The following is a 13,339-nucleotide window of genomic DNA, read 5'->3' on the forward strand; positions in this document are numbered from 1 at the left end:
AGTGGCTTATTTTTTACCTGATCTATTTTGGTTTCGTTCTCATTGTCTTATGAGATGTGTTTCTCATTATTTTTAAAGCGATTTTTCTACTCTGCGGTTACCCTAGGGGCCGATTTTTATGAACTAAGGATGTTATATGTCTACCGAGGGCTTTTCTGTTTCGGAAATATGCCGAGAAGCGGCAGTGATGGTGAGAAGGAATCTACTCGCAATTGTTATTGCTTGTATTCCGTTGATTATCGTGCACTCAATTTTTGCTTTTATGTATCCTGAAATGACGGGGCAAGATCAAGCGAACGTTCAAGAAGGCAATGTCGCAGGATTTTATTTCGTCACAATTATTTTGTACCCACTTGTTGCCGCTATGGCGGCTGTGCGTGTGCATCGAATTTATTTAGCCGGCGATTACATGCACTCTGCGTTGGATGTATTTCGTTTGTCAGCGCGAGAATTCCGTTTCATAGGCTGGTGGATACTGTTTGGACTGATGATGATGCTCGTTATTGGTATCCCGATCTTTGTGTTGTCGTTTATCTACATTGCAGAAAGTGGTGAAGCCGACTTTGTTGCTATGGCTATTATCACAACGATTGCAAGCATTCCCGGCTATTGGGTAATGGCGCGATGGTCATTTGTGTTGCCAGCGACTGCAATGGATCATCAGCCGCGCAGTTTGCGTCGTTCGTGGAATCAGAGCAGACCATACAACAAACAAGTATTCATTTTGATGGGACTAATTCCATTGGGGGCGGGCTTGCTCAGTCAGCTGATCTTTAGCCACTTTACGAATCTCTTTATGTTGAGCCTTGTCGGTGTGGCCTATGGTATTTTTGGCGCGTACCAGCTGGCATTGTTATCGTTGAGCTATAAAACGGTAGTGGATATCGAACGCGCTCGTTTTGATACGCCATCACAGCCACCAAAAACGGGTGAAGAATTTTCCGCTTAACCCTTTGATCGTTTTTACATGCTACCTCCGTTTAGGAGACGGTCTGCGGCAGGTTGATACCTTCCTGCCGCTTTCGCGTTATTCACGCAAAATACCCATGTCCATTTCATGGCTGAATGACAGGGACATTCACACGTATACTCACAACAGTACTTCTTTTTATTAAGGAACCCTACATGTCCATTTGGCAACGGGTCAATTTCACCCATCGCTTTAGTCAATTACCGTCAGCGTTCTATACGTTGGTCGAGCCACAACCCTTGGACAACACTCGCTGGGTCGCTTGGAATGGTGAGTTTGCACAGCAGTTTGGTTTACCAGAAGAGCAAAACGATGAGTTATTGGCGGTTTTTTCTGGGCTAAGCGAATTCGAACAATTTCGTCCTCTTGCGATGAAATATGCAGGCCATCAGTTTGGCGTTTACAACCCAGATTTGGGCGATGGACGTGGATTACTGTTGGCAGAAATTGAGCATCAGGATGGTACTTGGTTTGATCTTCACCTCAAAGGTGCAGGGCTAACGCCTTACTCGCGAATGGGGGATGGGCGAGCGGTATTACGCTCGACTATCCGTGAGTACCTGTGCAGTGAAGCCATGGCGGGCCTTGGGGTTCCCACGACACGTGCTCTCGGTATGATGGTCAGTGATACACCTGTTTATCGAGAAAAAACGGAATCGGGCGCTTTGTTACTTCGAATGGCTGAAACCCATGTTCGATTCGGTCACTTTGAGCATTTCTTTTACACCAACCAGTTAGCAGAGCAGAAGCTGTTGGCGGATAAGGTGATTGAGTGGCACTTTGCTGATTGTGCATCGGCGGAGAAACCATATGCCGCGATGTTTGACGCCATCGTGACTAAAACAGCCGAGATGATCGCATATTGGCAAGCTTTTGGTTTTGCGCATGGCGTGATGAATACCGATAACATGTCAATTCTTGGGCAAACTTTTGATTATGGTCCGTTTGGCTTTCTTGATGATTATGAGCCGGGATACATTTGTAATCATTCAGACTACCAGGGTCGTTACGCATTTGATCAACAGCCTAGAATTGCGCTTTGGAACCTGTCAGCACTGGCGCATGCGTTATCGCCACTCGTTGAACGAGAAGATTTAGAATCGTCGTTGAGTCAATTTGAAGTTCATTTAAGCCAGCAGTTCAGCCGCCTCATGCGTGAGAAGTTGGGCTTAAAAACTAAGATAGCGGAAGACGGGCGTTTGTTTGAAGCTATGTTTGAGCTTCTTCACCAGAACAAAACGGACTACACTCGCTTCTTCAGAACACTCTCAAACCTTGATAATGCGCCTTCCCAAGCCGTAATCGATTTATTTCTCGACCGAGAAGCAGCGCGAGCTTGGCTTGATCTGTACTTAGCTCGGTGTGAGCTAGAGGTTGATGAACTAGGGGGCCTGATTTCAACCGAACAGCGTTGCAAACAGATGCGTCAAGCCAATCCCAAATACATCTTGCGTAACTACTTGGCTCAGTTGGCGATTGATAAAGCGGAAGAAGGGGACTTTAGCGAATTACACCGATTGGCCGAACTGTTAAAACGCCCATTTGATGAGCAACCCGAGTTTGATGATTATGCGAAATTGCCGCCGGAATGGGGGAAGAAAATGGAGATAAGCTGTTCTTCATAAATGGGTCATTTCCCACCCATTTGTATCTTTTTATTGGGTGGAATTCACTCGTTACACTTCGGATTCATGTTAATGGGCTATGTTAATTTATTGAAATGAATATAAATTTTAACATGGTCCATTAATTGCTCTTTGTTGAACATCCGTACCCATCGCCTAACACCTAGTTACTCATGGACGGGATGGGATGTGATTCAACAAGGAGAATAATAATGTTTAAGCCTCTAACTCTACTATCTGTCTCTGCACTTGCTGTTACCAGTTTTAATGCTGCCGCAAATTGTGACCCGGGTGAAACGGTCATCAAGTTTAGCCATGTAACGAACGCGGACAAACACCCTAAAGGCATCGCGGCTTCGTTACTTGAAAAGCGCGTCAATGAAGAGATGAACGGTAAAGTCTGTATGCAGGTGTTTCCTAACTCAACACTTTATGATGATGACAAAGTGTTGGAAGCGCTACTGAATGGTGATGTTCAACTCGCTGCTCCTTCTCTTTCTAAGTTTGAGAAATTCACCAAGAAGTACCGCCTTTTCGATCTTCCTTTCTTGTTCGATGATGTCGACGCGGTTGACCGTTTCCAAAACTCGGAAGCGGGTGAAAAGCTGAAAAATTCAATGAAACGTCGTGGCCTACAAGGCATTGCGTTTTGGCATAACGGCATGAAGCAAATGTCAGCCAACAAGCCGCTCATTTCTCCAACTGATGCTGAAGGACTTAAGTTCCGTGTTCAAGCGTCTGATGTACTCGTTGCTCAGTTTGAGCAGCTAGGTGCTAACCCACAAAAAATGTCGTTCAAAGAAGTTTACGGCGGTTTGCAAACTAAGGTTATTGATGGTCAAGAAAATACTTGGTCAAACATTTACGGCAAAAAATTCTTCGAAGTTCAAGATGGCATTACGGAAACGAACCACGGAATTTTGGATTACTTAGTTGTGACGTCAAACGACTTCTGGAAAAACCTACCAGATGCTCAGCGCGAGCAGTTAAATACCATTATTCAAGAGGTAACTGCGCAGCGTAATGCTGAGTCAACCAAAGTAAACCTTGCGAATAAGAACAATATCATCGAAGCCGGTGGTGTGGTTCGTACTCTAACGCCAGAACAGCGTCAAGAATGGGTCACTGCACTTCAACCAGTATGGAAGAAGTTCGAAAAAGACATTGGTTCTGACCTAATCGAAGCCGCTTTGGCGTCTAACCAAAAATAATAACAGCTAGCACATTTAGCCCTCTCAAACTGAGGGGGCTCTTTCCCCCTACAGACGACGTGATGTAATTATGGAACAGACTTTTTTTGCCAAGGCTGGACGAATCACCGATGCCATTGAAGAGACTTTGATTGCTTTCTTCTTGGGTGCCATGACCTTGCTGACTTTTGCCAATGTCATCTTTCGTTATGTCTTTAACGACAATATTCTTTGGGCGCTTGAGCTCACCGTTTTCATGTTCGCATGGATGGTGTTGGTTGGCGCATCTTATGGTGTGAAAAAACACTTTCATATTGGTGTCGATGTCATTATTAACATCGTTCCGGAAGGTAAACGAAAAGCCCTGGCGCTTTTTGCAGCAATGTGTTGCTTAGCCTTCTCTATTTTGCTGTTAATTGGCGCTTGGAACTACTGGTATCCGTTCGCTACTGACCGAGCGTGGTATGAAACGGACGATATTCCGATGCCTGAAATGCTCCAGTTCATGGCCGACTGGTTAAATGAGGGAGAGCGTTATGAAAAGCTGCCACGTTTTATTCCTTACTTCGCTTTGCCACTTGGAATGGCGCTACTAACGTTTAGATTTGTTCAAGTCACGTGGCAAATCGCTACTGGTAAGCTCGATCGCTTGATTGCAGGACATGAAGCGGAGGAAGAGCTCGAATCTCTTAAAGCTGAGATGAGTGACGCTGAAGACGTAATGGCTCCAAAGGCCTCGCAAGACGCTAAAAACAAGGAGCAATAAGCCATGGATATCTTATTTCTATTTTTGATGGTAATTGGCTTTATGCTGGTTGGCGTGCCAATTGCTATTTCGCTGGGCCTTTCCAGTGTTCTTTTCCTTTTAATGCATTCGGATGCCTCTTTAGCGTCAGTTGCTCAAACGCTGTTTAATGCATTCGCGGGCCACTACACGCTATTGGCTATTCCATTCTTTATATTGGCTTCAAGCTTTATGTCGACGGGTGGCGTAGCAAAGCGGATCATTCGTTTCGCCATTGCCATTGTAGGCTGGTTCCGCGGCGGTTTGGCGATGGCTTCGGTTGTCGCGTGTATGATGTTTGCCGCGTTGTCAGGTTCCTCACCTGCAACGGTTGTTGCCATAGGTAGTATTGTTATCGCAGGTATGATCAAAAACGGTTACTCAAAAGAGTTTGCCTCTGGGGTAATTTGTAACGCAGGTACGCTAGGGATTTTGATCCCACCTTCGATTGTGATGGTGGTGTATGCAGCCGCAACGGATGTGTCAGTTGGACGTATGTTCCTTGGTGGTGTGATTCCCGGTTTGCTGGCGGGTGTCATGTTGATGATCGCGATTTACATTGCCGCGAGAATCAAGAACCTTCCAAAACAACCTTTTGTCGGTTGGAAAGAAACCTTTGATGCCGCCAAGGATGCAAGCTGGGGCTTGTTGTTGGTCGTCATCATTCTTGGTGGTATCTATGGCGGTATCTTTACGCCGACAGAAGCCGCTGCGGTTGCTGCTGTGTACTCATTCTTTATTGCTAACTTTGTATACAAAGACATGGGGCCATTTGCAGACAAGAAAAACACTAAACCTGCGCTCGTTAAAATCTTCCAAACCTTTGTTCATAAAGACACGAAACACACCCTGTATGAAGCGGGCAAACTCACCATCATGCTGCTGTTCATCATTGCTAATGCCTTAATTTTGAAGCATGTTTTAACGGAAGAACGGATCCCGCAAATGATCACCGAGTCGATGCTCTCGGCTGGTCTTGGACCAATCACTTTTTTGATTGTGGTGAACGTCTTGTTGCTGATTGGTGGTCAGTTCATGGAGCCATCAGGCTTGTTGATCATTGTTGCGCCGCTCGTGTTCCCAATTGCGATTGCATTAGGTATAGACCCAATTCATTTGGGCATAATGATGGTGGTGAATATGGAGATAGGAATGATAACGCCGCCCGTGGGTCTTAACTTATTTGTGACCGCTGGTGTTGCCAAAATGTCGATGATGAACGTAGTGAAGGCAGCATTACCCTGGGTTGGAGTGATGTTCTTGTTCCTAATTATCGTCACATATGTACCATGGGTTTCGACTTGGTTGCCTAATACCTTGATGGGGCCGGAGATCATTACCAAGTAATGGAAGCCAGAAAGTAGAAAGAGGTGTGAGAATTCACACCTCTTCGTCTATTGACTTGTAACAAGTTTTGCGCGGGTCTGAATTAATTCGACGTTCATAGTGTCGCCACCTCTTTTTATTTTTACGACGCTCTTCACCGAATCTTCTCTCTTCTTGATAGCAACCGTCTACGAGCACGGTATCTGTAACAATCGGTATTCTCACTTTTTCGTTCATATCTGTAACAACCATGATAAACCTGTTGTTAAAAATTATGATTCAAGTTGAATATAATGCCAGTTATCTGAACGTGTTTTATTTGTAAAGGTCTTTATTTATTTGGTAGCGCTGCATCTTGTCGTAAAGGGTTTTTCTTGGCACATTCAATTGGCACATTGTCTGTTTAATACTACCGTTGTTTTCTAATAAAGCGCCTTCAATGGCTGCTCTCTCAAACTCCGCTACTTGCTCTGCAAGGCTTGAGGAAGACTTAGCGACTGGGTTTGATTCTCCCAACTGAATTAACTTACCCAATAGCACAAAACGCTCTGCAGCATTTCTGAGTTCTCGAACATTGCCAGGCCAGTCATGGCTCATCAGTTGCGCTAGATCTTGGGGTGACAAGCTAGGTGAGCTTTTGCCATAACGTGAAGCTGCTACCAACAGAAAGTGGTGAAAGAGGGCTGGAATGTCTTCTTTTCGTTCGCGTAGTGGCGGGAGATCCAAGGTCACGACATTGAGCCGATAATAGAGGTCCTGACGGAAAGTACCTTCTTCAGCTGCGTGTTTTAAATCGACCTTTGTTGCGGCAATCACTCGAATATCTAAAGGCAATAATTCATTTGAACCGACACGCTCAATCACGCGCTCTTGTAATACCCTCAATAAACGAATTTGGGCTTGGATAGGCATCGACTCGATCTCATCCAAGAAAAGTGTGCCGCCTTGTGCAAACTCAAATTTACCGATACGACGGCTTTCGGCGCCAGTGAATGCGCCTTTTTCATGGCCGTAGAGTTCACTCTCAATTAAGTTCTCTGGAACCGCTCCACAATTTACGGCGACAAAGTTTTGGTTCCGGCGAGAGCTTTGCTCATGTAAAGAACGAGCGATTAACTCTTTCCCTGTACCGGTTTCACCAAACAATAAAATATCGGCGTCGGTATCGGCGATTTGGGTGATGGTCTCTCGTAATATTTGGATGCTAGAGGTTTCACCAATAACTCGTGGACCAAGGGTTTTACTGGCTTTAAGTGACAGGCGCAGTTTTTCATTTTCATTGGTTAGTTTGCGCTTCTCAATCGCCCGCTTAACCGTTTCAACCAAATGTTCTGGCGCAAAAGGTTTCTCAATAAAGTCGTAAGCGCCTTGATGAAGGGCTTGCACAGCCATGGAAATATCACCGTGTCCAGTGATCATGATGACGGGTAAGTTTGCATCGCGTTGAGTCAAAGTTGTCAGCATATCCATACCAGAAATGCCCGGCAAACAGATATCAGTGACCACGACGCCAGCTTCTTCCCCTTGCTGCATCGCTATTAAAGCCGATTCTGCATCCACAAAAAACTTGGCGTCGATATCCGCCAGTTCAAAGGTCTGTTCTATAGCGATTCTGAGATCGGCCTCATCATCAATAAAAAACACCTGACACATGATCTTATCCTTTTGATGGTTCAGTGTTGTAAGAAGTGATAGGTAAACACAATGAGAATCGAGCGCCGCCTTGTTCTCGATTATGGGCACATAATTTTCCATTCATACTGGCTAAGATTTGTTGCGAGATAGAGAGGCCCAAACCTAAACCGTTCAGTTTAGTGGTTAGAAACGGTTCACATAAATCAGAAAGTGAGAAAGAGCCAAGCCCTGGGCCATTATCATCAACATGAATCCAAACCAAATCAGTGTGCTCATCGTGTTCTACAGATAATTCTACCTGTTTGTCTTGTTGCTCTTTGAGTGCTTCTATCGCATTAGTCAGTAAATTGACCAACACTTGCTCCAGTTGAATAATATTGATCTGCACTTCAACATCATGCTCTGGCAAATTTGTTTCTAACGTGACGCGCCCTGATTTAAATGCGGGCTTCATCAGTTCTTTTACAGAGGCAATAACAGGGAACAGTCGAGATTGAGCCAACTCGTCACCACTGGTTTTTTTGGCGAAAGAGCGAAGTTGCTGACTGATATTTGCCATACGGTCAGTGAGAGCAGAAATGCGAGTGAGATTATCTTCCACTCGCTCATATTTTTCTTTTTTTAGAAACAGCTTGCCGTTCTCCGCAAAGCTACGAATTGCCGCAAGTGGATTATTCAGTTCATGGCTGATACTGGCCGACATTTGTCCTAACACCGCGAGTTTCGCTGCTTGCACCAATTCGTCTTGAGTAACGCGTAAAGTTTGTTCGGTATCGATACGCTGTGCGATCTCCGCTTGCAACTCGGCAGTCCGTGCCATGACTTGATATTCCAACTTTTGATTTGCTTCTTGTTGAATTCGTTCAAGTTGCAAGTGACGCTGTTGACGGTGATAGATAAGCTGACCAATTAAAAACAAAACCATGAATGCTAGAGTGAGTACAAAGACGTAACCCATGGTGAACCAAACGATCGACTGTTTAGGAGACAGCACACGAATAGTCAGTTTGAGTTCGGGTAGGGGCAGCGAAGAGACTACCAAGGTTCCTTTATTGTATGGGTAACCCTGTTTAAGCTCAGAATGCACCTCGTCCAAACTACCCACTAATCCAAGCGTTTCAATTGGCGCATCAAGATATTGTTGGCTTGCCCAAACTTGCTTTTTCTCTTTTTTTGTCAGTGGTTGTAAGCTTTTGAGTAGCCATTCACTTCGGCTACTCATGAAAACAATTCCGTATGGGTCGCTGGCGACAAAAACACTGTTTGGTTGCTGCCAGTTGTCCTCTATCTTACTTAGGTCCATCTTCACCACGACGACACCAAGTACACCGCCAGCGTATATGATGGGATAAGAATAGTAGTAGCCACGTTTACCAGATGTTGAGCCCAGAGCGTAGTATTGGCTTCTTTTGCCTACAATGGCTTGTTTGAAATAAGGGCGAAATGCAAAATTTCGCCCGATAAAGGAGCGCTCTTTACGCCAGTTGCTGGCCGCGATCGTTGTACCCCATTGATCGATTAAGTACGTATCCGCTGCTTCAATCACGCCATTAACGGATTCTAAATACCGATTAGTGATTTCCAGTTGCGCACTGTTGTTGGGGTGCAGAAGCGCTTGATAAAGAGGATCATCTTTAGCGAGAAGATTTGGAATATGGGCGTACTTATCGAGTTTATTTTTTATATGGCCAGAAAACTGCTCCAACTGTGATTGGTGTTTATCAAGTAGAGATTGATAACTGGTCTGCCAAACCCAATGGCCACCGATAATTGCGGACAGGAAATAGAAAGCAAAAAATGTCAGCAGAATCCGTTTTTTTTGCGACATCCTTACACTCCTTACAACTTCCTTTGGTCACGTAAGAAAATGTTAATAGTTTGTAGGAAGGATTAGGGATTTAGTTTTCAACTCTGTGGAGTAAAACAAGAGCAAGATCTCTTTTTAGGCTTTTCGATAAAAAAACCGGTCGATTCTCTTGAAAAAGTCGCTATTGTCCCCATTCTAGATATGCTGGCAATGCTTAGACGGTGTCTGAATCGCATTTTTGAAGAAAAAATGGGTCAGCATTCGAGAATTTAGCGCAGACAATGTCCACATAGTGGCTATTGGCTCGACAGGGTTGCGACAGATCGCTAGAATGTCGCGTCTAAAAATTCTGTCCTGAGGCTAATAGGAGATACCTTTGGTTATTTTATCGAAGATATCACTGATTAGTCCGGTACTGACAACCAGTATCGATACTCGATTTTAAATTAGGTGTTCGGACAGAACACTACACAAGGATGAAGCGTAAGCTCCTCTGAGTTTCGCTCATACGCTCGGAAAACCGAGCCACTTTAGAGGTTTATATATAATGCAAGTTACTGTTGAAACGCTAGAGGGCCTAGAGCGCCGTCTAAACATTACTGTTCCAGCTGCAAACATCGAAGACGCTGTAACAGCTGAACTACGCAACATCGCTAAAAACCGTCGTTTCGATGGTTTCCGTAAGGGTAAAGTGCCTCTAAAAATGGTTGCTAAGATGTACGGCAAAGCAGTACGTCAAGACGTTCTTGGTGAAGTAATGCAACGCCACTTCATCGAAGCTATCGTTAAAGAGAAAATCAACCCAGCTGGCGCTCCAACTTTCGCTCCTGTAGAGAACAAAGAAGGTTCAGACCTAGTTTTCACTGCAACTTTTGAAGTTTACCCAGAAGTTGAGCTTAAAGGCCTAGAGAGCATCACTGTTGAAAAACCATTAACAGAAGTTAAAGATGCAGACGTAGAAGAGATGATCGATACTCTACGTAAGCAACAAGCAACTTGGGTTGAAGTTGAAGAAGCAGCAGAAGATGGCAAACGCGTAAGCATCGACTTCGTTGGTTCTATCGACGGTGAAGAGTTCGAAGGCGGTAAAGCTGAGAACTTCCCTCTAGAAATGGGTGCTGGTCGCATGATCCCTGGTTTCGAAGACGGTATCGCAGGTAAAACTGCTGGTATGGAATTCGACATCGACGTGACTTTCCCAGAAGATTACCACGCTGAAAACCTAAAAGGTAAAGCAGCTAAGTTCGCAATCAAAGTGAATAAAGTTGAAGCTCGTGAACTTCCAGAACTAAACGATGAGTTCGTTGCTAAGTTCGGTGTTGTTGAAGGTGGTGTTGAAGCACTTAAAGCTGAAGTTCGTAAGAACATGGAACGCGAACTTAAGCAAGCTGTTAAGAACCGCATCAAAGAGCAAGCGATTGACGGTCTAGTTGAGCAAAACGACATCAACGTACCATCAGCGCTTATCGAGCAAGAAATCCAAGTTCTACGTCAACAAGCTGCACAACGCTTCGGTGGTAACCCAGAAGCTGCTGCTCAGCTTCCACGTGAACTGTTCGAAGAACAAGCTAAACGTCGCGTAGTTGTTGGTCTTCTACTAGGTGAAGTAATCAAATCTGAAGAGCTAAAAGCGGACGACGAGAAAGTTAAAGCTCTAATCGAAGAAATGGCTACTGCATACGAAGATCCATCAGAAGTTATTGCTTACTACGAGCAAAACGAAGAAATGATGAACAACATGCGCAACGTAGCTCTAGAAGAGCAAGCAATCGACGCGATCATCGCTAAAGCACAGGTTTCTGAGAAAGAAGTAGGCTTCAACGAGCTACTTAACCAACAACAACCTGCTGCTTAATAAGCAATATCTTGCGTAGAAGGTTGACTTAACGTTAACTATTCTGCTAACAATGGTCCGTATGATAGTCATCATCCGGGCCATTTATTTTAGGGACATAAGAATATGAGCTACCAAGAAAAAAATGCAATGTCGCCAATTATGGACGCGCTAGTACCAATGGTGGTTGAACAAACTTCCCGAGGCGAACGCTCTTACGACATCTACTCACGTCTGCTGAAAGAGCGCGTGATTTTTTTAACGGGTCAAGTGGAAGACCACATGGCAAACCTTGTCGTGGCTCAGCTACTTTTCCTAGAATCTGAAAATCCAGATAAAGATATTTTCCTATACATCAACTCGCCAGGCGGCAGCGTAACAGCTGGTATGTCTATTTACGATACCATGCAGTTCATTAAGCCAAATGTCAGCACTGTGTGTATGGGGCAAGCATGTTCAATGGGTGCCTTCCTGCTTGCAGGTGGTGCGCCAGGTAAGCGTTACGTACTGCCTAACTCTCGTGTAATGATCCACCAACCATTGGGTGGTTTCCAGGGTCAAGCTTCTGATATCCAAATCCATGCTCAGGAAATCCTGACGATTAAACAGAAGCTAAACAAGTTGTTAGCAGAACATACAGGCCAACCTCTTGAAGTCATTGAGCGCGATACTGATCGTGATAACTTCATGTCATCAGAGCAGGCTGTGGAATACGGTATCGTGGATGCAGTGTTAAGCCACCGTGGCGAGTAATTAGCCAGCGCATTTTGGCAAAAATTGATATACACTCATTCATGAAGAGTAAAGGCTAAGAGGTTAGCGAATGACAGATAAAAGCAAAGAAAGTGGCAGCGGTAAATTGCTGTACTGTTCTTTCTGCGGCAAAAGTCAGCACGAAGTTCGCAAGCTAATCGCAGGTCCGTCAGTGTACATTTGCGACGAGTGTGTCGACTTATGTAACGATATTATTCGCGAAGAAATCAAGGATGTTCTCCCTAAGAAAGAATCTGAAGCGTTACCAACGCCAAAACAGATCCGTGAACACCTTGATGACTATGTGATCGGGCAAGATTACGCGAAAAAAGTGCTCGCAGTTGCGGTATATAACCACTACAAGCGTTTACGCAATGGTGATACAACGAGCGAAGGTGTGGAGCTTGGTAAGAGTAACATCCTTCTAATTGGTCCTACAGGTAGCGGTAAAACACTACTTGCGGAGACATTAGCTCGATTCTTGGATGTGCCATTTACAATGGCAGACGCGACGACACTAACCGAAGCCGGTTACGTAGGTGAAGACGTTGAAAACATCATCCAAAAGCTTCTGCAAAAATGTGATTACGATGTAGCTAAAGCGGAGCGCGGCATCGTTTACATTGATGAAATTGATAAGATTTCACGCAAAGCTGAAAACCCATCTATTACGCGTGACGTATCTGGTGAAGGTGTTCAGCAGGCGCTACTAAAACTTATCGAAGGTACGGTTGCATCGGTTCCACCTCAAGGTGGTCGTAAGCATCCTCAGCAAGAATTCCTACAAGTGGACACATCTAAGATCCTGTTCATCTGTGGTGGTGCTTTTGCTGGCTTAGACAAAGTGATTGAGCAGCGTGTTGCAACAGGTACAGGTATTGGCTTTGGTGCTGAAGTTCGTTCGAAGAATGAATCGAAGACGGTAGGTGAGCTATTTACTCAAGTTGAACCTGAAGATTTAGTGAAGTACGGCCTCATTCCAGAATTCATTGGTCGTCTACCTGTAACAACAACACTGACTGAGCTTGATGAAGAAGCGTTGATTCAGATCCTATGTGAACCGAAGAACGCACTGACCAAGCAATATGCAGCATTGTTTGAGCTAGAAAACGCCGAACTTGAATTCCGTGAAGATGCGCTGCGCGCTATCGCGAAAAAAGCAATGGAGCGTAAAACAGGTGCTCGTGGCTTACGCTCGATTCTTGAAGGCGTGCTACTTGAAACCATGTACGAATTACCATCTGCAACAGACGTTAGTAAAGTCGTGATTGATGAGTCCGTCATTAATGGCGAGTCAGAGCCACTGCTTATTTACAGTAACGCAGACAATCAGGCAGCTGGAGCAGAGTAAATTCAGCCATAATGAAAAAGGAGGTAAGTAATTACCTCCTTTTTTTATTTCTCTTATTGAATCC

General features: G+C 44.7%; 11 protein-coding genes. 8 read left to right on the forward strand and 3 right to left on the reverse strand.

Annotation, left to right across the window (positions count from 1 at the left end; translation table 11 throughout):
- Nucleotides 1–136 precede the first annotated feature (136 nt).
- From R7F64_RS15905 to R7F64_RS15925, 5 genes are all read left to right on the forward strand, one after another.
- Nucleotides 137–949 carry a hypothetical protein gene (locus tag R7F64_RS15905; RefSeq protein WP_033906890.1) on the forward strand — a complete coding sequence of 271 codons (813 nt, stop codon included), beginning with the start codon at nt 137–139 and terminating at the stop codon, nt 947–949.
- Between the two features lie 176 nt (nt 950–1,125).
- A complete protein-coding gene (locus R7F64_RS15910; protein ID WP_053303268.1) occupies nt 1,126–2,595 on the forward strand; it encodes a protein adenylyltransferase SelO in 1,470 nt (489 codons plus the stop codon).
- A gap of 212 nt (nt 2,596–2,807) precedes the next feature.
- Nucleotides 2,808–3,806, forward strand: coding sequence for a TRAP transporter substrate-binding protein (locus tag R7F64_RS15915; RefSeq protein ID WP_047102866.1), 999 nt, complete (start codon nt 2,808–2,810; stop codon nt 3,804–3,806).
- 70 nt (nt 3,807–3,876) lie between these two features.
- Nucleotides 3,877–4,551 (forward strand): TRAP transporter small permease, encoded by a 675-nt coding sequence (locus tag R7F64_RS15920; protein ID WP_005382256.1) that lies wholly within the window; start codon nt 3,877–3,879, stop codon nt 4,549–4,551.
- A 3-nt stretch (nt 4,552–4,554) separates the two neighbouring features.
- Complete coding sequence (locus R7F64_RS15925; protein WP_176310854.1) at nt 4,555–5,916, forward strand: TRAP transporter large permease; 1,362 nt, start codon at nt 4,555–4,557, stop codon at nt 5,914–5,916.
- 33 nt (nt 5,917–5,949) lie between these two features.
- On the opposite strand, the gene R7F64_RS15930 is transcribed toward R7F64_RS15925, so the two are convergent.
- From R7F64_RS15930 to R7F64_RS15940, 3 genes are all read right to left on the reverse strand, one after another.
- Nucleotides 5,950–6,132, reverse strand: coding sequence for a hypothetical protein (locus tag R7F64_RS15930; RefSeq protein WP_021034161.1), 183 nt, complete (start codon nt 6,130–6,132; stop codon nt 5,950–5,952).
- A 78-nt stretch (nt 6,133–6,210) separates the two neighbouring features.
- The gene (locus R7F64_RS15935; RefSeq protein ID WP_005382254.1) at nt 6,211–7,548 is read right to left on the reverse strand and encodes a sigma-54-dependent transcriptional regulator; all 1,338 of its coding nucleotides are present in this window, start codon (nt 7,546–7,548) and stop codon (nt 6,211–6,213) included.
- Nucleotides 7,549–7,552: 4 nt separating this feature from the next.
- Nucleotides 7,553–9,358, reverse strand: a complete 1,806-nt coding sequence (locus R7F64_RS15940) for a sensor histidine kinase (RefSeq protein WP_318071884.1) — start codon at nt 9,356–9,358, stop codon at nt 7,553–7,555.
- A 526-nt stretch (nt 9,359–9,884) separates the two neighbouring features.
- Here R7F64_RS15940 and tig point away from each other — a divergent pair.
- The 3 genes from tig (at nt 9,885) to clpX (ending at nt 13,275) form a co-directional block, all read left to right on the forward strand.
- Nucleotides 9,885–11,192 (forward strand): trigger factor, encoded by a 1,308-nt coding sequence (tig, locus tag R7F64_RS15945; protein WP_005382251.1) that lies wholly within the window; start codon nt 9,885–9,887, stop codon nt 11,190–11,192.
- Between the two features lie 105 nt (nt 11,193–11,297).
- Nucleotides 11,298–11,924, forward strand: a complete 627-nt coding sequence (gene clpP, locus R7F64_RS15950; protein WP_005382347.1) for an ATP-dependent Clp endopeptidase proteolytic subunit ClpP — start codon at nt 11,298–11,300, stop codon at nt 11,922–11,924.
- Between the two features lie 70 nt (nt 11,925–11,994).
- Nucleotides 11,995–13,275 (forward strand): ATP-dependent protease ATP-binding subunit ClpX, encoded by a 1,281-nt coding sequence (clpX, locus tag R7F64_RS15955; RefSeq protein WP_005382345.1) that lies wholly within the window; start codon nt 11,995–11,997, stop codon nt 13,273–13,275.
- The last annotated feature ends 64 nt before the right edge of the window (nt 13,276–13,339 follow it).

Source organism: Vibrio sp. Vb1980, assembly GCF_033338615.1.
GTDB lineage: Bacteria > Pseudomonadota > Gammaproteobacteria > Enterobacterales > Vibrionaceae > Vibrio > Vibrio alginolyticus.